This is a genomic window from Verruconatronum alginivorum (genome assembly GCF_056590205.1).
This window is the reverse complement of sequence record NZ_JBWPVQ010000001.1, coordinates 1,087,429-1,107,243: the sequence shown is the minus strand read 5'-3', so window position 1 is coordinate 1,107,243 and position 19,815 is coordinate 1,087,429. Positions and strand designations below refer to the sequence as shown.

At 59.6% G+C, this 19,815-nt stretch carries 17 protein-coding genes; 12 read left to right on the top strand and 5 right to left on the bottom strand.

All coding sequences use genetic code 11. The features are described from left to right. Nucleotides 1-49: 49 nt before the first annotated feature. Complete coding sequence (locus tag ACWUI2_RS03745) at nt 50-1,483, bottom strand: tetratricopeptide repeat protein (protein ID WP_486981525.1); 1,434 nt, start codon at nt 1,481-1,483, stop codon at nt 50-52. Nucleotides 1,484-1,624: 141 nt separating this feature from the next. Here ACWUI2_RS03745 and ACWUI2_RS03740 point away from each other — a divergent pair, with 141 nt between their 5' ends. Then, the gene (locus ACWUI2_RS03740) at nt 1,625-3,553 is read left to right on the top strand and encodes a hypothetical protein (RefSeq protein ID WP_486981524.1); all 1,929 of its coding nucleotides are present in this window, start codon (nt 1,625-1,627) and stop codon (nt 3,551-3,553) included. A 180-nt stretch (nt 3,554-3,733) separates the two neighbouring features. Here the strand turns inward: ACWUI2_RS03740 and ACWUI2_RS03735 are convergent, their stop codons facing one another. Continuing rightward, complete coding sequence (locus tag ACWUI2_RS03735) at nt 3,734-4,549, bottom strand: amidohydrolase family protein (RefSeq protein WP_486981523.1); 816 nt, start codon at nt 4,547-4,549, stop codon at nt 3,734-3,736. 607 nt (nt 4,550-5,156) lie between these two features. Between ACWUI2_RS03735 and ACWUI2_RS03730 the strand changes: the two genes are divergently transcribed. The 3 genes from ACWUI2_RS03730 (at nt 5,157) to ACWUI2_RS03720 (ending at nt 7,272) form a co-directional block, all read left to right on the top strand. Beyond that, complete coding sequence (locus ACWUI2_RS03730) at nt 5,157-5,531, top strand: DUF3817 domain-containing protein (RefSeq protein ID WP_486981522.1); 375 nt, start codon at nt 5,157-5,159, stop codon at nt 5,529-5,531. A gap of 105 nt (nt 5,532-5,636) precedes the next feature. Beyond that, nucleotides 5,637-6,119: a hypothetical protein gene (locus tag ACWUI2_RS03725; RefSeq protein WP_486981521.1), complete on the top strand. Its 483-nt coding sequence runs from the start codon at nt 5,637-5,639 to the stop codon at nt 6,117-6,119. A gap of 97 nt (nt 6,120-6,216) precedes the next feature. After that, a complete protein-coding gene (locus ACWUI2_RS03720) occupies nt 6,217-7,272 on the top strand; it encodes an Ig-like domain-containing protein (RefSeq protein WP_486981520.1) in 1,056 nt (351 codons plus the stop codon). 321 nt (nt 7,273-7,593) lie between these two features. On the opposite strand, the gene ACWUI2_RS03715 is transcribed toward ACWUI2_RS03720, so the two are convergent. After that, nucleotides 7,594-8,541 (bottom strand): hypothetical protein, encoded by a 948-nt coding sequence (locus ACWUI2_RS03715; RefSeq protein WP_486981519.1) that lies wholly within the window; start codon nt 8,539-8,541, stop codon nt 7,594-7,596. A 103-nt stretch (nt 8,542-8,644) separates the two neighbouring features. Here ACWUI2_RS03715 and ACWUI2_RS03710 point away from each other — a divergent pair, with 103 nt between their 5' ends. The 4 genes from ACWUI2_RS03710 to ACWUI2_RS03695 are packed head-to-tail and all read left to right on the top strand — an operon-like array spanning nt 8,645 to nt 12,289. Continuing rightward, nucleotides 8,645-9,172: a hypothetical protein gene (locus ACWUI2_RS03710; RefSeq protein ID WP_486981518.1), complete on the top strand. Its 528-nt coding sequence runs from the start codon at nt 8,645-8,647 to the stop codon at nt 9,170-9,172. Further along, nucleotides 9,169-9,852, top strand: coding sequence for a PspA/IM30 family protein (locus ACWUI2_RS03705; protein WP_486981517.1), 684 nt, complete (start codon nt 9,169-9,171; stop codon nt 9,850-9,852). Before ACWUI2_RS03710 ends, ACWUI2_RS03705 begins: the two co-directional genes overlap by 4 nt. After that, entirely contained in the window at nt 9,852-10,520 is a 669-nt protein-coding gene (locus tag ACWUI2_RS03700) for a YqiJ family protein (RefSeq protein ID WP_486981516.1), read from the top strand. The genes ACWUI2_RS03705 and ACWUI2_RS03700 overlap by 1 nt, the downstream gene beginning before the upstream one ends. Continuing rightward, nucleotides 10,517-12,289 carry a flotillin family protein gene (locus ACWUI2_RS03695; protein WP_486981515.1) on the top strand — a complete coding sequence of 591 codons (1,773 nt, stop codon included), beginning with the start codon at nt 10,517-10,519 and terminating at the stop codon, nt 12,287-12,289. Before ACWUI2_RS03700 ends, ACWUI2_RS03695 begins: the two co-directional genes overlap by 4 nt. A 779-nt stretch (nt 12,290-13,068) precedes the next feature. On the opposite strand, the gene ACWUI2_RS03690 is transcribed toward ACWUI2_RS03695, so the two are convergent. Further along, complete coding sequence (locus ACWUI2_RS03690; RefSeq protein ID WP_486981276.1) at nt 13,069-14,205, bottom strand: IS110 family RNA-guided transposase; 1,137 nt, start codon at nt 14,203-14,205, stop codon at nt 13,069-13,071. Nucleotides 14,206-14,742: 537 nt separating this feature from the next. Continuing rightward, entirely contained in the window at nt 14,743-15,879 is a 1,137-nt protein-coding gene (locus ACWUI2_RS03685; protein WP_486981276.1) for an IS110 family RNA-guided transposase, read from the bottom strand. A 360-nt stretch (nt 15,880-16,239) separates the two neighbouring features. Between ACWUI2_RS03685 and ACWUI2_RS03680 the strand changes: the two genes are divergently transcribed. The 4 genes from ACWUI2_RS03680 to ACWUI2_RS03665 all read left to right on the top strand — a co-directional run bounded on the left by ACWUI2_RS03680 (nt 16,240) and on the right by ACWUI2_RS03665 (nt 19,769). Continuing rightward, nucleotides 16,240-17,205 (top strand): hypothetical protein, encoded by a 966-nt coding sequence (locus ACWUI2_RS03680; protein ID WP_486981514.1) that lies wholly within the window; start codon nt 16,240-16,242, stop codon nt 17,203-17,205. Beyond that, a complete protein-coding gene (locus tag ACWUI2_RS03675) occupies nt 17,202-17,732 on the top strand; it encodes a CPBP family glutamic-type intramembrane protease (protein ID WP_486981513.1) in 531 nt (176 codons plus the stop codon). Before ACWUI2_RS03680 ends, ACWUI2_RS03675 begins: the two co-directional genes overlap by 4 nt. A gap of 153 nt (nt 17,733-17,885) precedes the next feature. Further along, nucleotides 17,886-18,995 (top strand): SDR family NAD(P)-dependent oxidoreductase, encoded by a 1,110-nt coding sequence (locus ACWUI2_RS03670; RefSeq protein WP_486981512.1) that lies wholly within the window; start codon nt 17,886-17,888, stop codon nt 18,993-18,995. Between the two features lie 129 nt (nt 18,996-19,124). Beyond that, a complete protein-coding gene (locus ACWUI2_RS03665; RefSeq protein ID WP_486981511.1) occupies nt 19,125-19,769 on the top strand; it encodes a TetR/AcrR family transcriptional regulator in 645 nt (214 codons plus the stop codon). Nucleotides 19,770-19,815: the final 46 nt, after the last annotated feature.

The window sequence follows — 19,815 nt, the reverse complement described above, 5'->3', positions numbered from 1 at the left end:
ACCAGATCAGATCGTCTGTTCGAATACGTCCGACCCATTGGGACCCGCTTCAATTCGCTGCGGCGGCGGCCGCTTTTTGGCGCCACTCGCGCGCTTGCCGTCGGTCGCGGGTCACGCCGAATCCACCGGTGTGATGAATTTCCGCTATTCTTTTCATGGCATCCACGTAGCCCAGGTCCGCCGCCCGCGTGTACCATTGCACGGCGACCGCGTAATTTTGCGGAACGCCTCCTCGGCCGGTTTCGTGGAGGTAACCGAGATTGAATAAAGCGACGGTTTGATTGTGAACCGCCGCGAGTTCCCACCATTTTTTGGCAATCGCATCATTTTGGGGCACACCCCGACCAAAAAAATACAGACTCCCATAGGCACTCAGGCCGGTGGGATTGCCAGCCTCCGCCGCCTTTCGAAACCATTCCGCGGTTTTCACCAGGTCTTGCGTGACTCCCTGACCGTCGCGATAGAGGACGCCCAAGCCGAGCATCGCCTCCGTCTCAACTTGACTGTGCGCGCGATCAGGGTGAACAATCGCCTTTTCGTACCATCCGCGGGCCGTCGCATGGTTTTGCGTCACTCCCCAGCCATTATGGTACATGCGTCCGAGATATAAGAATGCGACCGGGGCGTGTCCAAATTCGATCGCTTTCTCAAACCAGTGTTTCGCCATGGAAAAATCCTGGGGCGTGCCATGTCCAGCGAGGAAATGGACGCCGACGGCAGCCATCCCCATCGGGCTTCCCTGTCTGGCGGCTTCCTGGCAGACCGCGAGCGACCGATCGAATTCGTGAGCGGCGAGGAGGCGTTTACCTTCAAGATAGTCTTCAAGTCCGGGGAGGTTCGCTTCGACGTCGTGGATTTCGCGCAAGCCGTCGCCGTTTCCAACGGCAGCTGTATCGGAGAATCGGGCAAGGTAATCACCGACTTCTTGGACCAGCCGCCGGGCGCGCTCCGCGCTGTCGTAATTCTCCGCGGTGACGAGTCGGTGGAGGGCGCGAACCTTCAGTCGATGGGCGGGTTCCGGGAGACCGGCCTTTACGGTTCGTCCGAAGTGGTCGGCGAAGTCGATTGCTTCCTGGAACTTACCCGCCGCGAGAAGCGCGTCCATTCGTTCGACCGGAAGATTCCTGAGGCCATCGGAGATCCGGTAAACTTCGCGGGCTTGGTCGACGATCGCGGGAATTCCCCCGTATTCGTTTAAATAGAAACGGCAATCCTCCAATAAATGTTCGAGGGTTTCGCCGTCGACCAGCGGAGCATTCCTCACCATATCGTTTCGAACCATGATGCGGAGGTAAAGGATCGGCGGATTGATATTGCCGAAGGCCTCTTCGGCCTCCCGGAGTTTTTGCAGGGCCCGGTCGTATTGTTGGTTCGCAAAGGCCGCTTCGGCGTCTTCGAAGATGAACTTGGCGACCGGACTCTGGGCGCCGAGGGAGAGGGTTGATAAGAGCAGCAAGAACGCAAGGATGGCGGTGGATTTCATTGGTGGCGATATTCATCGGCGGGCGTGCAACCCGGGACAAGCAAATTGTCACGCTTTTTTTGCTGTTCTTATTTCGTAGTCTGGACATTAATTTGCATCACTTGCCAAGGGGGCAGGTCGGTTTTGGCTCGGTTTTGTTCAATGAAAACGGAAAAGGCAGGATTGCTGGGGGAAAGTCCGTGGAGGCGGCTCTTGTGGTTGGGGGTGTTGGTGGCATTGATCTGGTGGGGGGAATCACCGCTCTTCGGGCAGGGGGATGGCGTACCCAACGATTTGCGAACCGCGGTGGTGATCTATGCTTCGTCCGGTCCGGGGCGACCCGATGGGTATGAAAATGCGCTGATCGAAGTGAATTATCGATTGGTTAGTTGCTCCGGAAACATCACGATCATCATGGGGCGGGTTCGGGGATCGGCGGTCGGAAGCAGCCGGTATTGGGTCGATGGAGTTCAGATCCCGGCTTCGATGCCTCCTCCCGTGGCGCCGCCCGTCTTATTTTCGGGGCGGGTCATGAGCGGGGGAGTGCCGGTGGCAGAGTTCGCGTGGGAGCCTACCGATCCGAGCGGATGGAATTGTTATTCCGGGGAAATCGTAATCGTCGGCAAAGTCTCGGATCATTTGCCCCCGAAGTATTCGGCGGAAGAAGCGCGGGAATTCATACGGGGCCTTCACCTCGTGGTGAACGCGGACCCGAGGCCGCTGCGCAACGCGGCGTTGGAGAATGCATATCGGACGGAGCAGCGTCGCCTCGCTCAGGAGCGGGCCAAAGCCGAGCGGGAGGCGGAGATGCGCCGGGCCGAGGAGGAGCGGGAACTCCAACGCTATCAGGAACAGGAGGCGTTGCGGCAGGCGGAGGAAGCACGGCGGCAGGCGGAAGAAAGCGCCCGGCGGCAGAACCAATTTGCCTCGGGGAATTTCTGGGGATCGGGTTCGTCCGCGGCCGACGGGGGTGGGAGCGGCGTTGGTTCCGGCGGCGGCGGAGTCCCGGAATTCGCCCGTTCCCCGGAAGGAGGATATTATCGCCGGGGAGGCGACGGACAATTCCGGCAGATCAGCGAGACCGCATTTCACACGGGGCTCGAGGAACAGCGGCGCGCCCGCGAAGCGGAAGCCGAGGCGGTGCGGCGGCGGGAAGCGGAGGAAAGTTTCGCCGGTTTCGAGGCCGAGCAACGGCTGCGCGCCGACCGGGCCAGGCAGACGCACGAGGCGATCGACCGACGGGTGGAGGCGTTTTCGCGCAGCTTTTACGCCGGCCAGGCCGTCCGGGACGTTCGGAGCAACATCGAAGATCTGACGAACCTCCGCGGGGATTACGCCACGGCGGAGGAGTTGGAGCATGACTACCGGAGGCGACTCCAAGGCTTGCGGGAGGAGATGCGGCAATTGGAGGCCGCCGAGCGGGAAAGCATCCGGGCGAGCGCCGATTTGTATTTCGGCGACACCGATCCGGCGGTAGGGGAGTTCATTGGAAATCTCGGAACGATGATTTCCAATCATCAGCGGGAGCGTGAGCAACGGGAGGCCCGGCAGCGTCTGGAGGCCCAGCGCCAACGGCAACTGGGGGAAATCGAGACCAGGCGGCAGGCGATGATCCTGGAGTTGCGTCGAAATCTGCTGGCGCAATTTCCGGATGGAGGTGTTCCTCTGTCGTCGCATCGGGTGGAGGGACCGGAGGTCTATTTCTTTTCCTACAGCCTCGAGCCGAAAACCATCGAGGAGCGGTCGCCGGTGGTGTCGGTTTCCAACACGTTCGCGGTGCACCGCCGCGGCGACGGGACTTGGCCGTTCCGGCGAATCATCGATGATGAAATCCGGGCGTTGGCTCCGGGCGAAACCACCTTGATGGGGTATTACGCCACCCGGGAAATGGCCGAGTCGATGCGGGCGAGTTTCGTGAGATTGGCGGGCGAGAGTGGTTTTCAGGTCGCGGAATTCGACTACAACCGACCGACTTCCCGGGGCAACGGATCGGCGGCTACTTCGCCAAAGGTTGATTTCTGGGGCGGGTCGACCGGCGAAGCGGCAAACCCGCCTCCGCGGGCGGCCGAGCCTCATGATTTCTGGCGGTAGTCGAGTGGGCAGCGTTTGGGCGTGACGGGAGCTTCGTCCTTTGGGCAAAGTCGTCGGGCCGAGATGCGGGTTCAGGACTCCGGGCGACTCACGACCGCGGCTGAAGCGGGCGGCTCCTGCATCCGGCGAAAGTCATCCGGCGAAAGCCGGCATGCTACCGGAACATAAACGATCGCTCCGTTATGTCGACGGAGTTGGGAGATCCAGTTTGAAAAGCCGAGCGGCGTTTTTCCAGAGGATCAGTTCCTTGTGGGCCGGGGGGAGGCCGAGGTTGTTGGCGAATTTCAGGTAGCTTGCCATCCGGCAGATCGGCCAGTCGGTGCCGTAGAGGAGGTAATGGGGTTCGCCGGCGTAGAGAATCATTTCCTTCACTTGCTGGAGCATGAACTTCTTGAACTTCGATTCGAAGTCGCCGAGAACGAGGCCGGAGATGTCGGCGTAGACGTTCTTGTTTTTGTAAACAATCTCCATGCAGTCGCGGATCCATGGGTTGCCGATGTGGCAGATGACAATTTTCAGGTTGGGATTGTCGACCGCCACTTCGTCAATGTTGAGAGGATGTGAATACCGGAGTTTCCCTTTGGGGTTGAACGTGTCGCCGGTGTGGAACATCACCGGCACGTCGAACTCCATCGCGAGATCGTAAAGAACCTGGCAGCGTTTGTCGGCCGGGTAAAACGGTTCGTATCCAGGATATAACTTCAAGCCGACGACACGGCGGTCTTTCAGAAAGTCGGCCAGCTCCCGCAGGTCCCGTTCCCGGTAGTTGAGGTAGCTGATCCCGGCGACGACATGGATGTTGGGGAGGTTTTCGGTCGCCTCCACCACGTCGGCGGTAGAGGGGCGGTGCTCGTTGACCTTGTAGGAGGTGAGGACCATCGCATGGGCGACGCGGTTTTTCGCCATCGATGCCTGCAAGTTCGCGAGCGATTCCGAGAGCGGAACCGTTTTTTCTTCGTCGTAATTGTTGAGATGAGTGTGGACGTCGATGATCATAAAAGCCTTTCCGGTCGATCCTTTTGATGGATGGCCGACCTTAAGCAAAGGAGGGCTTCGGTTCAACGTTTTTCCCACCGCCGAAATTTACGCGAAAGTGGCGGGGCCGTCCCGGCTCCGTGCGGTGCCTGGGCTCCGTATGCAGGAGCGACGCACCGAGGCGGGACGCCTCACCCACTTGGGCGACCCACGCCAGAATCGGGCCTCCATAGCCCAACGGGCTTTCGCCCTCCAGCCCGGGGTTGAGCCGAGCGCAACGAGGCCTACCTTGGGAAACGATACCCGAGGCCACGAACCGCAACGCGGTTCCGCCCGCCTCCGATCTACCATCGCACACCGGCCCGGGCGCAACCCCTTCGGGGTAGAACGACTCGTGGGACCAAGACCCAGGGTAGCCCCGCTTCGCGCGGCAACCCTGGGCTGCAGGGCGAAACGCCGATGGCGTAATAAGCCACAAAGTGGCGGAGCCGTCCCGGCTCCGGGCGGTTCCTGGGCTCCGTCTGCTGGACCTACTCGCTGAGGCGGGTCGCCTCACCCACTTTTGCCGAGGGCGAGATCCGGCGTGGTTTGCTTGCTTTTCCGCAAGTTTTGACCATCCCTTGTTCGGATGTCACAGGACCAAAAACATCTGCAACGCTTTCGTCGGGTGGCGATCCCGGAAGGAATTTCCTTCCTGGTGCTTCTGTTTCTCGCCATGCCGCTTAAATACGGTCTCGGGATCGAATGGCCGGTGAAGGTCGTCGGGTGGGCGCATGGCATTTTGTTCATCGCCTATTGCATTCTGGCATTGCGCTGCTGGTATGAATATCGGTGGCCGTTCCGGTTCGCGTTTTTGGCTTTCGTGGCGTCGCTCTTCCCGTTTGGCCCGTTCGTGATCGACCGCCGTCTGCCTGGGGTTTCGGGGCTGGACTCAAAAAACTCCGCGGACGAATCCGGGATTCCCTCGACGGCGGCCGGTGCTGCAAGCAGCGGTCGGGCGTAAGCAAAATGTGAAAACCGCGGCCTCGGCCCAAGAACGCTTGCCGGGGTCGCGCATGAGTTCATAGAAAAATTCCAACCGGAGCGGATAAACCGGGGACTTGTTTCTATGAAAAAGACGATATTGGTTTTCGCATTGAGCGTATTTTCCGCGGGCTGGGTCAATGCCCAGCACGGCGGCACCGGCGTCGGTGTCATCGTCGGGGAACCGACCGGGATCTCCGTGAAACATTGGATCGACGAACGTTCGGCCATCGATGGGGCCATCGGTTGGTCGTTTGACGGACCGACCTCCTTTCATTTGCACGCCGACTGGCTTTGGCATGACTTCGAGCTGATTCCGGTGGAGCGGGGAGCCCTGCCCGTCTATTACGGCGTGGGCGCGCGATTCAAAGCCGGGCGCGAAAACCGGCCCGGCCGGGGGGATCGGGGCAAAGACCGGTTGGGAGTGCGGATTCCGGTCGGGATCGCTTATCATTTTGACCAAGCTCCGATCGAGGTGTTCGGCGAGCTTGTGCCGATCCTCGATTTGGCGCCGAGTACCAAACTCAACCTGAATGCCGCCGTCGGAGTGCGGTGGTATTTTCGTTGAGACGTCGACTTTGAAATCCGGCGTGATAGAACGCGGCTGACTTTCCCGCAATTCCGGGCGAGAGTCTCGGGATGAATGAGAAAGTCCGAATCATGCCTTGCCTCGACATGCGGGACGCGTTCAACACCGCCTCGGCCGACCGGAGGAGAACTTCTTCGATCACAACGGCTGGACGCCGCATGTCGAAAAGGCCGGACCCAATATGTTCGCTCACAATGTCTATATCCAATACAGCAACGGCGCCGGCGGGGTGATGCGTGGAAATATCGCCGTCCGGGGCGCGGCACACGGGATGCAGGCCCGGTCCGGAGGGGTGGTCGAGCGAAATCTTTTCGTCAACAACGCGGTCGGGGTGAACATGGGTGGAGTGGCTCCGCCCCGCGACCCGGCGGTCTATGATTTCAACAACCGGATCGTGCAAAACGTCGTCCTCGACGGTCGGTTGATGGATCCGACCGATAACCGCGCGCCTCGAACCCGGGCGGTTTGGGGAATCGTCGGTGCCTTCGTCGGCGACATCGATGTCGTGGACAACATCGTCGCCAACCGCCTCGGGGATGGCGTCAATGCCGGGATCCACTCCCGGGAGGAGCCGGTGAATCTGCGGCTCCGCGACAACATCGTTTTCAACTGGGACTTCTCCCAGAACATGGTTGATCCGTCGTGGCCGAATCCGTCCGCCGGGTTAGGGGATTTCAACGCCTTCATCGGCGGCGCGAACGACGTCGACGACTACTACCATCTTCAACGCGAGCGCGAAGTCGGAACGTATCCATGGAAGCTGACAGCCTATGCCGCGATCTCCTTTATCCGCGCCGGATTCGATCGGCCGGGAGTCGGTGGGTATTATGAATACGACTACGGCGCCGCCACGCCGGTTGGGGTCGAGGATCTGGTGTTGGAGACCCACGCGGTCGAGTTGGCTCCGGGTGATTTCGTCGAGATCGTCGCGATGGTCCGACCGTCGGAGGCGGCGAACCAAGGGGTGACTTGGTCGAGCGCCGATCCAAGCATCGCGTCGGTGAGTCCGTTCGGGGTGGTGACCTCCCATTCGCCGGGGGAAACCATCGTTTCGGTCCGGACCCGCGACGGCGGATTGATCCGCCGGGCGGCGGTGACGGTGACGCCATCGTCGCCGGCCGAGCGACCTTAAAAACTTAAGCTAGCGGTGTTTAGACCCCGTTCGAAAGGGGTTGGGGTTTCCCGGATCCGCTCCGACCACACACCCCACCGCTCTGGCGAGCGGTCCCCCCCTCTCTAGAGGGGAATTTCGTGTACGCCGTTCCCCTCTAGAGAGGGGGGGACCATGCGCAAGCATGGTGGGGTGTGTTGTCTTCCCCGCTGTCACAGGCACAAAAGGCGCAATGATAGGAACTTAAGCGGAAGGCCGACTCACCCCACGGGGGGATAGATGCGAATTTTGCGCTTTTGGCTTCGCCATCGTCGCCGAACGAGCGACCTTAAACCTCTAAGTCTAAAACGCGTAGAAGAGGCGGAGCCCGGCCAAAACGGCATTGTCGGCGTCGACCGTTCGGTAATCGGTCTCATCGGACCGGAACCGCCATTTGCGTCCGAACAGATATTCGGCGTTTGTTTGCAAGCTCCAGTGGTCGGTCATCCTCCAGATCGCCCCGACCCCCGCCGCGATCTCCCGTTCCTCCGCGACGGGGCGACGCATCGATCCGTCGGGCAAAAGTTGGCGGCGCAAGCGGATTCCCCGGGTCCGGTATTCCGTGGAGAAATCAACCTGCAGCCGACGTTCCTCCGGATCGGGAACGAACGTGACGATGGCACCGTTGAGGGTGCGAAGACTCCATTGCTCGTTGATCCGCCAGTTGACCGATCCGACTGGAAAGACCCGGGTTTCCCGCTCGGGTTGCACGCTGACCAATGCTCCGGCGCTTACGCTCAACGCTCTGGAGAAGCTGTAAGCCGGACCGGCGATGACCGTCGAGGAAAAGCCTCGCGAGAGATCGCCCCCGTTGGCTTCGGCGGTCCACGCTACCTGCCCAAAAGCGAAAATCCCCCAGGGAGACTCTGAAAAACGACGCAAACCGAGAGCGGAAAACGCGACGCGATCGGTCGTTTCGAAGAAATCCTCGTCGCTCCAACGGTAGTCCGAGTATTCATAAACCGAATTCACCCGGAGAAACCCCCGGGCGTCCGGCGGCGGGTTGTAGTCGAGCTGGATCGGAAACCGGCTGACGCTCACATCTCCCGCCGCACCCCCCCGGAGATCCGCTCCGAAGACGTGGAAAGCTCCCGGGCCGATGCTCAATCCCCGGACCTGTTCCGAAAGGGGCCCCAGGACGCTGCTTCCGGAACCGGTCGCCTGCGCGAAAGTCGGCGAAAGAAGGGTAAATAAAATTCCACCCGCGAGGAGGGAAACCGATCGTTGGATCCGGAAAAGGGAAGAAGTCATGACGCTTCATTTTCCAAGGCCTTCCGGGCACTGCCGAGAAAAATCCGTTCATCCCAAGAATTTTTGTTTGCAATCGTATGCGTTTTGTTGCAAATGTTTTCTTATGCCACAGAAAACGACCACGATTAGTTGCCGGGTGGACATGGAAGATGCGGATTTCCTTCTTGCGCTTGAGGTTCCGGGGGCTACAACGTTGAGCGATAAGATGCGGCATGTGCTCTCCGAGTATCGGCGGCATCAGCAGAATCTCCGGGATTTCCGGAATTGTCTGATGGAATTCCGGAATCTTATGAACCCCACCTACGAACAGATCCAGGAGATGGAATATGACCACGGTCTCCGTTCCGAGTTCGTCAACCGTTTGGTGGAGGCGTTGCCGCGTCTGATGGCGACGTTGATGACGAGCCGCCGGCCCGGCCGAAAGGAGGAGGAAGCCGCCCATCTCCATCAGTTGGAGAAACGCCTGCTCGACGAGATTTTCCAATTGATCGACGGTTTGTTGCGGATCGGGGTTTCGCCCGCCCCGCCGTGTTACGATCCGGGACTTTTCCGGGAGCGCTTGAAAAGCCTCCTTTCACTGACGGACGCGATGTCCAAGCAATTCCTTAAACCCGAAGCAGAACAGCCATGAAAGAAAAACTGAGCAACCGTATCTCGCGAATCATCACGGGCACCGCCAATTCGATTGTCGACGCCATCGAAGGGGCCGTTCCTGAAACCGTCATGGAACAGGCGATACGCGATGTCGACAACGTCATCGCCGACGTCCGTCAGGAACTCGGCACGGTCGAGGCCAACAAGCATTTGCTGGTGAAATCGATCACCGACAAGAGCGCCCGCCACGACAGTTACGGCGAGCAGATCCAGACCGCGCTCAAGGAAAACCGGGAAGATCTGGCCGAGGCCGCCATCGCCAAGCAACTCGACATCGAGGCGCAGTTGCCGGTCCTCGAACAGAGCCTGCAAAGCGCCAAAGAGGAGGAAGCGGAACTCAACCAGGCGATCGTCGCCCTCCAGGGGAAGAAGCGGGAAATGGAAGAGGACCTGCGTCGCTTCCGCGCCTCCCGCAAGTCGGCCGCCGCCGCCGGTGTCGACGGAGGGGGGAAGGCGAAGGAGAAGCCGGAACATCGGGCGGAGCGGGCGGCCGGCGCCTTTTCGCGGGTCCACGAACGAACCACCGGAATTCCGGGGGGCGACGCCGGCCTTGACCGTCAGGACGCCGCCAAGATGGCCGAGTTGCAGGAACTTCATCGCAAGAATCAGATCCAGGAGCGCCTGCAAAAGGCCAAGCTGCTCAACCGTCCCGAATAATGTCGTTGTTCCTCGCGAGCGAAAACCTTCCCTTCACCGTCGCCCTGACGGTGATGATCATCATCGCCTTGATGGAAGGGACCAGTCTGGTGCTGGGCGCGGGGATCACGCATGTATTCGACAAGTTGGTACCGAGCATCGATTTCGACGGACTCGATGCTCCGGAGTTCACCAACACCAGCGGGATGACCAAGTTCCTCGGGTGGTTGAGAATCGGAAAAGTTCCGTTTCTCATCACCCTGATCCTTTTCCTGACCGCGTTCGGAGTGCTTGGATTGATCCTCCAGTCGATGGTCCACGGGATCACCGGTTCCTTGTTGCCGGCCGCCGTCGCGTGGATACCGGTTTTCCTGGTGGTCTTGCCGGTGCTCCGTGTCGGACACGGTGTATTGGAAAAAGTCATACCGAAGGACGAAACCTACGCCGTGAGCGAGGAAACCTTCATCGGCCGGATGGCCCTGGTCACCGGTGGCACGGCTACCCGGGACCGCGGGGCGGAAGCCCGGCTGAAAGACGAGTTCGGACGAGACCACTACGTGATGGTCAAACCCGACAACGAGGGGGAAGTCCTCGAGCGGGGCTCCTCCGTCCTCCTGGTCTCCAGGAGCGGAATTTTCTTCAACGCAATCAACAATCCTAATCCAAATCTAATCGATTCCTCAAAATGACAATCATCGATATCCTTACCTACGCCGGCATCGCGGTCTTCGCCCTCATCACGGCGGGCATCATTCTGGCGAAGCTCTACACCCGTTCCTCGAAGGAACGCGCTTACGTCCGGACCGGTTTCGGCGGGCAAAAAGTGATCATGGACGGCGGCGCCCTCGTCTTCCCGATCCTCCACGAAGTGATTCCGGTCAACATGAAGACCTTGCGCTTGGCGGTGGTCCGGGCGAACGAAGGCGGATTGATCACCCAGGACCGGATGCGGGTCGACGTGGAGGCGGAATTCTACGTGCGGGTCGCTCCCTCGGCCGACGCGATCGCCAACGCCGCCCAGACCCTCGGGTCGCGGACGCTCGACCCCGATCTGTTGAAGGAGTTGATCGAAGGTAAATTCGTCGACGCTCTCCGTGCGGTGGCGGCGGAGATGACCATGGAGCAACTCCACGAGAAGCGGGCCGACTTCGTGCAGTCGGTGCAGAACGCCGTGACCGAGGATTTGCGGAAAAACGGTTTGGAGCTCGAAACCGTGTCGCTCACCTCCCTCGACCAAACCAAACGGGAGTTCTTCAAAACCGACAACGCTTTCGACGCCCAAGGTTTGACCAAGCTGACCGAAACCGTCGAAGCAAAACGGAAACAGCGCAACGACATCGAGCAGGACACCCGGATCGCCATCGAACAAAAGAACCTCGAGGCGGAGCGGAAGAACTTCGAGATCGCCCGGAACATGGAATACGCTCGCCTGCAAAAAGAGCAGGAGGTGGAGACCCAGCGCGCCCATCAGGAGTCCGAGATCGCCAAGCAACGGGCGGAGCAGAAACGGCAGGCCCGTGAAGCCGACATCGAAGCCGAACGGCGGGTCGATCAGGCGAAAATCCTTTCCTTGAGGGCGGTCGAAACCGAAGAGATTCAGAAGGCCCAGTCGATCGAGATTTCCCAACAGGAGCAGGCGATCGCCGTCGCCAAGAAGTCCGAGGAAAAATCCCAGGCGGAAGCCGAAGCCGCCAAGGCCCGCGCCTGCATGGTCCGCGAGGAGGAAGCGGTGGTCACCGTCCGGGAAACCGCGGTTGCCAACCGGAACAAGGAAATCGCCTTGGTGAAGGCCCGCGAATCGGCGGAGAAGGAAGCGATCGACATCCTCGTCGCCGCCGACGCCGAGAAGAAGGCTGCGATCGACCGGGCGGAATCGATCCGCACCGTCGCCCAGGCCAACGCCGACGAAGTCAAGATCCGGGCCGAAGCGGACGAAAAACGTTACAGCGTGGAAGCGGCGGGAACCGAGGCGATCAACCAGGCCAAGAACCTTCTCGGCCAACACATCCTCGAATTCCAATACCGCGAAATCATCGTCGGCGAACTCGCCAACATCATCAAGGAATCGGTCAAGCCGATGGAACGGATCGACAGCATCAAGATCCTCCAAGCCCAAGGGTTGTTCGGTCCGGCCGGACAATCGGGAGGCAACGGCAATGGTCACGCCAACGGAACGGTCGCCTCCGCCGGGGGGGACAATCTCGCCGACTCGGTGACCAACGCCGCTCTGCGTTACCGGGCGCAATCTCCCCTGATCGACTCGCTCATGAAGGAACTGGGAATTGACGGCGGCGACATCAACGGTCTGACCCAAGTGTTGAAAACACCGAAGCAGGAACCGGCCGCAACCTCCGCCGAGCCATCCTCTCCGCCACCTGCGGCGTCCCGTCCCGCCCCCCGTCAACCGGAACAGCGGGAACGCCGCGAACCTCGCTCCCCGCGGTCGACGGAAGGGTAACGAGCCGGAGTTTTCGGGGTAGTCATTGAAAGCGGCGCGCTTCAGTCGCCGTGGGTGCGGTGGCCGACCGTCTTCGGCTGAGGCGCGAGATTCCCGGCTTATGCTCTGTTTCATCGAGTGAAAACTCGATGCTACGGGGTAGCATCCGGCTTTCGCCGGATGAAGGAGTAGCGGACGTGATCGGCGGACTTCGGCTGAAGCACGAAGTTCCGGCTTTTGCTTTGTTTCATCGAGTGAAAACTCGATGCTACGGGTAGCATCCGGCTTTCGCCGGATGAAGGAGAGGCGCGATTTCGCCGTGGCCGACCGTCTTCGGCCGAAGCGCGACATTCCGGCTTATGCTCTGTTTCATCGAGTGAAAACTCGATGCTGCTATGAGGGTTTCGTGACAAGCGGAAAATGAAACCGTTGTTTGATTTATTTTTCTTAGGACATTCTTAAGATCTGCTTTCTTACCTTAGTTCCCCTAGCGGGGGTTTGGGGGCGGCAATGAGCCCCAATCTTTTGGCCTTTGGAGTTGCCCCCGGAAAGGAATGTCTCTCGTCCCCGGTCCCCTCGAACTGGCCGGGGGGACAAACTGCTATCCGCGCGTGCCTTAGAGGCAGCGCATTATAATTTATGCGACCCCCGGCGAGGCCGGAGGAAAAGAGGGACGGAGCAAGCGGCACAATCTACAGGAACGGATGAAAGTCCAAGCATCGAAACGTGCGCGCTCCACTCCGAAATCGGGTTCGCTTCAGGCAAAAAGATCAAAGAACAAAAAGGGAAGTTGGTTGCCCTCAGCCGACTGCAACCTCGGGCATCCTCAGGCCGAGCTTCTCAGGCGTGGTTTGACCGGTGGCCAACCGCCACAGATCGATGGCGAGCTTGCGGGCGGCCGCGACCGCGATCTTGCGCCGAGACCGGCCGCTGACAAGCTTCTCGACCAACTCGCGCACGGGCGGGTAATCGGGTTGCCATCGCACCATGCGCCAGACCGCTTCGATTAACAGGGCGCGTATTCGCGGATTGCCGTGCTTGTTTATACTCAGATCCCGGGAGGATCCTCCGCTTTGGTGAACCCCGGCACATAATCCGACGAAGCCGGCCACTTGACGCCGGTTCTTAAACCGTCCCCAGTCGCAGATCTCCCGCAGGAGCATCACCCAGGTCAGGGCTCCGATTCCGACCGGCAGAGGCTGTTTAACCTCCTCGACCAGTTCCTTTTTGATGGCCCTTTCCTTCTCGTCGAGCTTCAGCAGAATCTCACGCATTACCTCAAGTTGCTGGACCAGATACTCGGGTAATTCGAGACAGAGATCCTTCCATTTGCGCGGCCCCCACCAACGGCCTTTCACGTGGAATCCCTGCGCCAGCAACGCGCTTCGACCACGTGCCTCCCATCCACTCCGGCTCTTCTTGATCTGATCGCGCAGACGTGATCTCGCCCGCGCCTGTTCTTCCTCCTGGCTTGGCACACGAATGACCGTGAAGGCCTTCTTGTTGCCTCGCAAATAGCGGTCGAGTTGGTCGACCAGCCCCCGCGCATCAAGGTTATCCGTCTTTTGGTTGCGTCCGCCCGCCAGGCTCACCGGGGCAACCACGAAAACGGTGGCTCCCAATTCGGTGAGCTGGCGGTATAATCCATAGCCGCAAGGACCAGCCTCATAACAGGCATAAACCTTCAGGTCGGCGGCCACTAACTTGCCAACGAGGCGAACCAGTTCCTCGTGCTTCAAGCGCAACGGGCGTTGCGGCAAGCTGCCGTCCACCTGTAGGCAAGCCACGCCATCGCGGGCATGAAGATCGATCCCGAGCTTGACCTCCTGCCCATTGGACGAGACGATTCCGTTAATCAATTTGGAGAAGTTATTTTTCGATTGGTTATTCATATCGGGCGACATGTTGGAGAATTCTTTCCCACTTGTCGCCCTCATGTTATCTACGGGTAGCATCCGGCTTTCGCCGGATGAAGGAGAGGCGCGATTTCGCCGTGGCCGACCGTCTTCGGCCGAAGCGCGACATTCCGGCTTATGCTCTGTTTCATCGAGTGAAAACTCGATGCTGCTATGAGGGTTTCGTGACAAGCGGAAAATGAAACCGTTGTTTGATTTATTTTTCTTAGGACATTCTTAAGATCTGCTTTCTTACCTTAGTTCCCCTAGCGGGGGTTTGGGGGCGGCAATGAGCCCCAATCTTTTGGCCTTTGGAGTTGCCCCCGGAAAGGAATGTCTCTCGTCCCCGGTCCCCTCGAACTGGCCGGGGGGACAAACTGCTATCCGCGCGTGCCTTAGAGGCAGCGCATTATAATTTATGCGACCCCCGGCGAGGCCGGAGGAAAAGAGGGACGGAGCAAGCGGCACAATCTACAGGAACGGATGAAAGTCCAAGCATCGAAACGTGCGCGCTCCACTCCGAAATCGGGTTCGCTTCAGGCAAAAAGATCAAAGAACAAAAAGGGAAGTTGGTTGCCCTCAGCCGACTGCAACCTCGGGCATCCTCAGGCCGAGCTTCTCAGGCGTGGTTTGACCGGTGGCCAACCGCCACAGATCGATGGCGAGCTTGCGGGCGGCCGCGACCGCGATCTTGCGCCGAGACCGGCCGCTGACAAGCTTCTCGACCAACTCGCGCACGGGCGGGTAATCGGGTTGCCATCGCACCATGCGCCAGACCGCTTCGATTAACAGGGCGCGTATTCGCGGATTGCCGTGCTTGTTTATACTCAGATCCCGGGAGGATCCTCCGCTTTGGTGAACCCCGGCACATAATCCGACGAAGCCGGCCACTTGACGCCGGTTCTTAAACCGTCCCCAGTCGCAGATCTCCCGCAGGAGCATCACCCAGGTCAGGGCTCCGATTCCGACCGGCAGAGGCTGTTTAACCTCCTCGACCAGTTCCTTTTTGATGGCCCTTTCCTTCTCGTCGAGCTTCAGCAGAATCTCACGCATTACCTCAAGTTGCTGGACCAGATACTCGGGTAATTCGAGACAGAGATCCTTCCATTTGCGCGGCCCCCACCAACGGCCTTTCACGTGGAATCCCTGCGCCAGCAACGCGCTTCGACCACGTGCCTCCCATCCACTCCGGCTCTTCTTGATCTGATCGCGCAGACGTGATCTCGCCCGCGCCTGTTCTTCCTCCTGGCTTGGCACACGAATGACCGTGAAGGCCTTCTTGTTGCCTCGCAAATAGCGGTCGAGTTGGTCGACCAGCCCCCGCGCATCAAGGTTATCCGTCTTTTGGTTGCGTCCGCCCGCCAGGCTCACCGGGGCAACCACGAAAACGGTGGCTCCCAATTCGGTGAGCTGGCGGTATAATCCATAGCCGCAAGGACCAGCCTCATAACAGGCATAAACCTTCAGGTCGGCGGCCACTAACTTGCCAACGAGGCGAACCAGTTCCTCGTGCTTCAAGCGCAACGGGCGTTGCGGCAAGCTGCCGTCCACCTGTAGGCAAGCCACGCCATCGCGGGCATGAAGATCGATCCCGAGCTTGACCTCCTGCCCATTGGACGAGACGATTCCGTTAATCAATTTGGAGAAGTTATTTTTCGATTGGTTATTCATATCGGGCGACATGTTGGAGAATTCTTTCCCACTTGTCGCCCTCATGTTATCTACGGGGTAGCATCCGGCTTTCGCCGGATGAAGGAGCGACGGGACTTCGGCTGAAGCGCGAAGTTCCAGCTTATGCTCTGTTTCATCGAGTGAAAACTCGATGCTGCGGGGTAGCATCCGGCTTTCGCCGGATGAAGGAGCGGCGGACTTGTCCGACGGACTTCGGCTGAAGCGCGAAGTTCCAGCTTATGCTCTGTTTCATCGAGTGCAAACTCGATGCTGCGGGGTAGCATCCGGCTTTCGCCGGATGAAGGAGCGGCGGACTTCGGCTGGAGCGCGAAGCTCCGCGGTGGCTCGGAAATTGATTTGCGGAGGGGGAGTCGGTTCTCATAATGCCCGTCTATGCTTCGATCTTTGGTTCCTTTTGTTCCGCGGGCGTGGCTGGCGCGAAGCGGCTGCACCGTTTTGTTTTTGATCGGTGGTTTATCCTTCGCCCACGCGGTGATCGTCGGGGGCCCCGGCGGAATCGGTGGTAATCAAACCACCAAACCTTCCCCCGCCGATTCGTGGTTCGATTACGTCGGTGACGCGGTCGGGGCGAATGGGTCGGCCGTCTATCTCGGGGATGGGTTCGTGCTGACCGCCGCACACACTTCGTTGCGGGCGCAATATAGTTTCGGGGGGATTTCGTATACCCGGGACACGACATTCAATGGCACCGGGTCGATGCGGATCGGCTCGACTGATCTGCGGTTGATTCGATTGACCACCTCTCCGGCGTTGGCTCCCATTCCGATCGCCAATCTCAGCCCTCTTCCCGGAACGGAGGTGCGGATGATGGGATTCGGACGACAACGTCAGGAGGAAGTGTTTTATTGGAACTCCGCCTTCGAAGAGATCAGTCAACCGCCGCCCAATCCGAACGCGATGTATTACGAAGGATATAAATGGACCACTCCCAATGTCGGGCGATGGGGGACCGGGACGGTGCAGAGTTTGACGGCAGGCCCGGTGTTGGGGACACAGGCGTTTCAAGTCGAATTTCTCAACAGCGGGTTGAATCAATCGGCGGGATCGCTCGGTGATTCCGGGGGCGGTTTGTTCATCTTCAACAATCTGACCGGCAATTGGGAGTTGGCGGGGATGTTCATGGCGGTTGCAGGTTTTCAAAACCAGCCGGCGGATACGTCGATGGTCGCCAAACAAGGGAGTCTGGTGTTGGCTGGAAACCTGACTTACTTCGCCGATCTCTCGGCTTATCGGGACGAGCTTTTTGGAGTGATTCCGGAACCCCGTTATTACGGACTCGGGCTGGCGTTGGCCGGTTTGGTGGTTGTCGTTGGAGTTCGCATCGGACGGAGAGTATCCAATTGTTCATGACGCGTATTGTTTGGTATTTGAGGGAAAACCTCTGGGCGGGGATCAAGACCGGACCTTTGGAGCGGTGGAGGTTGTCTGCGCTGTTGGCGGTGGCGTATGCGGTGCCGGCGGTTTTGATCGGGTGGTTGTCGGGATTGTTCGAGCCGGGGTTGGTCGAGGCGCGGTATTTCTTTTTGCTGCCGCTCGGGCTTTTCGTGTTTCCGTCGTTGCTGGAGGAGGCGTTTTTCCGTGGAGTGTTGATTCCCCGGAACACCCGGGAGAAGGGCACCGGGGCGGTCGTTTTCTACACCCTTCTCAGCACGGCGGTCTTTGTGCTTTGGCATCCGTTGAACGCTTTGACGATCAATCCGGAGGCGCGGGAGTTCTTTTTGAACCCGGCCTTTTTGGCGATCGTTTTCCTATTGGGGATCAGTTGCGGGTTGAGTTACATCTATTCGCGGTCGTTGTGGGTGCCGACCATCATTCACTGGCTGACCGTGTTGATCTGGGTGCTTTTCCTCGGCGGGCGGAATTTGGTGCTCGATTGACCTTCTTTGCTGAAAGAGGAGACCTTCGATTTGATTTCACGAAGCCCGGACAGGGTTATTTCCTCTGGCGGTCCCCCGGTTAAAAGGTTCTCGACGGGAAGAGCGCATGAATGCGGGCACTCCAATTTGGCGTCAAGGCTGGGCGGCTTGAAAATGGATGGATTCGCCGGTAGGTTCCGCGTCAAGGAGGAGACGATGGGGAGAGGGGGAAAAGGAAAGAGTCGGGTGGCGGAATGGCCCGTGCTCGGGGTTTTGGGCGGAGTGGCGGTCGGGGTGGCCGCGGGTGTCGCCTTCGGCGTTTGGCGACCGAGGAGGCGATATGGATTCCACGGCCGGACCGTCGTGATCACCGGCGGTTCGCGGGGGCTCGGATTGTTGATGGCCAGGAGGCTGGCGGCGGAAGGGGCGAACCTGGTGCTGTTGGCGCGGAAACGGGCGGAGCTCTTGCGGGCTGAAGAGGAGCTTCATCAAACCGGGGTTTCGGTGATGACGGTGCCATGCGATGTTTCCAAGCAAGAAGAGGTGAACGAGGCGGTGGACGAGATCGTTGGACGTTTCGGAAAAATCGATGTATTGATCAACAACGCGGGAATCATTCAAGTCGGGCCGCTCGCCAATCAGCGGGTCAAGGATTTCGAAGAGGCGATGGGCGTTCATTTCTACGGCCCGCTCTACCTGATGTTGGCGGTCTTGCCGCACATGCGCCGGGCGGGGGAAGGTCGTATCGTCAACATCAGTTCCATCGGGGGACAGATCGCCGCGCCGCATTTGGTTCCGTATTCGGCCAGCAAATTCGCCCTGACCGGGTTGTCCGACGGCTTTGGGGCGGAGTTGCGGAAGGATAACATTCGGGTGACGACGGTTTGTCCGGGGTTGATGCGGACGGGGTCGCCGCCGAACGCCATGTTCAAGGGACGACGGCAAGCCGAGTATGCCTGGTTTGCGGTGGCCGACTCCTTGCCGTTGCTTTCGATGAATGCGGACCGGGCGGCGCGGAAGATATTGGACGCCTGCCGCGCGGGGGCGCCGAGTTTGATTCTCGGAGCGCCTGCCCGCGCCGCGGTGGTTTTCAGTCGGCTTTTCCCGGGCACGACGGGACGGCTGGCCTCGGTAGTCGATCGGGCGTTGCCGGCGCCGGATCCGGGCGGTTCGCCGGAAACCCATTCGGGATGGGAGAGCGAATCGGAAGTGAGCCGATCGCTTTTGACCAAATCGACCTACGAAGCGGCCAGCCGGAATAATGAAATTCCGGATACATGGTGAAGGAAGTGGAAACGCGAATGAGCGGAACCGCGGATTTCCCGGATGGGCGCCGGTCAGGGGCGGGGAGTTGGGTAAAACGTTTGAATGCGGTTGACGAATGGGGGCTCCCTGACTTACATACCGGGCAGTATGTCTGGTGGGAAAACGAGAGCGCGGGATCCGGCGGCGACCAAGTTGAAGTTGGTCGAGGCCGCGAGTGATTTGATCCGGCGCCAGGGATTCACTGCGACCACGGTTGATCATATTTGCGACGAGGCCGGGGTGACGAAAGGGGCGTTTTTCCACCATTTCAAAACCAAGGAGGATATTGGTTTGGCGGCGCTCGACTGGTGGTGCCGGGGTCGCGTGGTGAGTTACCAGGAGGCGATCGGTGGGGTTGCGGGCGATCCACTGGTCCAGTTGAACCACTTCTTCGACGGGCTGATCGCCAGTGTCCGGAACCCCCCGGGGGGAGTCCTGGCGTGTCTGCTCGGGATGATGTCCCAGGAACTTTCGGACTCGCATGGAGAGATTCGGGAAACGTGTGGCCATGCCTTCGCCGGTTGGACCGCCTTCGTGACCGCTTTTTTGGTCGCAGCCAAGCGGGTGCATCCGGTCCGGATCGAATTCGAACCGGCCCAGGTCGCATGGATGTTAAACAGTTTGTGGCAGGGATCGTTACTGATCGCAAAGGTCAGGCGGGATCCCGGGCTGGTTGTCCAGAATCTGGAGCAGGCCCGCACTTATGTGAACGCGTTGTTCGATCTGCCCGAACTGGTTTCGGAGCGGAACTGAGTTCAATCCGGTTGCTCCTTCAGCCGACTCGAACCGCACCACCAAT

What these genes read in the sequence shown, in the direction of transcription:
- ACWUI2_RS03745 (WP_486981525.1), bottom strand. Translation starts at nt 1,483, where the DNA reads ATGAAATCCACCGCCATCCTTGCGTTCTTGCTGCTCTTATCAACCCTC.
- ACWUI2_RS03740 (WP_486981524.1), top strand. Translation starts at nt 1,625, where the DNA reads ATGAAAACGGAAAAGGCAGGATTGCTGGGGGAAAGTCCGTGGAGGCGG.
- ACWUI2_RS03735 (WP_486981523.1), bottom strand. Translation starts at nt 4,549, where the DNA reads ATGATCATCGACGTCCACACTCATCTCAACAATTACGACGAAGAAAAA.
- ACWUI2_RS03730 (WP_486981522.1), top strand. Translation starts at nt 5,157, where the DNA reads ATGTCACAGGACCAAAAACATCTGCAACGCTTTCGTCGGGTGGCGATC.
- ACWUI2_RS03725 (WP_486981521.1), top strand. Translation starts at nt 5,637, where the DNA reads ATGAAAAAGACGATATTGGTTTTCGCATTGAGCGTATTTTCCGCGGGC.
- ACWUI2_RS03715 (WP_486981519.1), bottom strand. Translation starts at nt 8,541, where the DNA reads ATGACTTCTTCCCTTTTCCGGATCCAACGATCGGTTTCCCTCCTCGCG.
- ACWUI2_RS03710 (WP_486981518.1), top strand. Translation starts at nt 8,645, where the DNA reads ATGCCACAGAAAACGACCACGATTAGTTGCCGGGTGGACATGGAAGAT.
- ACWUI2_RS03705 (WP_486981517.1), top strand. Translation starts at nt 9,169, where the DNA reads ATGAAAGAAAAACTGAGCAACCGTATCTCGCGAATCATCACGGGCACC.
- ACWUI2_RS03700 (WP_486981516.1), top strand. Translation starts at nt 9,852, where the DNA reads ATGTCGTTGTTCCTCGCGAGCGAAAACCTTCCCTTCACCGTCGCCCTG.
- ACWUI2_RS03695 (WP_486981515.1), top strand. Translation starts at nt 10,517, where the DNA reads ATGACAATCATCGATATCCTTACCTACGCCGGCATCGCGGTCTTCGCC.
- ACWUI2_RS03690 (WP_486981276.1), bottom strand. Translation starts at nt 14,205, where the DNA reads ATGAGGGCGACAAGTGGGAAAGAATTCTCCAACATGTCGCCCGATATG.
- ACWUI2_RS03685 (WP_486981276.1), bottom strand. Translation starts at nt 15,879, where the DNA reads ATGAGGGCGACAAGTGGGAAAGAATTCTCCAACATGTCGCCCGATATG.
- ACWUI2_RS03675 (WP_486981513.1), top strand. Translation starts at nt 17,202, where the DNA reads ATGACGCGTATTGTTTGGTATTTGAGGGAAAACCTCTGGGCGGGGATC.
- ACWUI2_RS03670 (WP_486981512.1), top strand. Translation starts at nt 17,886, where the DNA reads ATGGATGGATTCGCCGGTAGGTTCCGCGTCAAGGAGGAGACGATGGGG.
- ACWUI2_RS03665 (WP_486981511.1), top strand. Translation starts at nt 19,125, where the DNA reads ATGTCTGGTGGGAAAACGAGAGCGCGGGATCCGGCGGCGACCAAGTTG.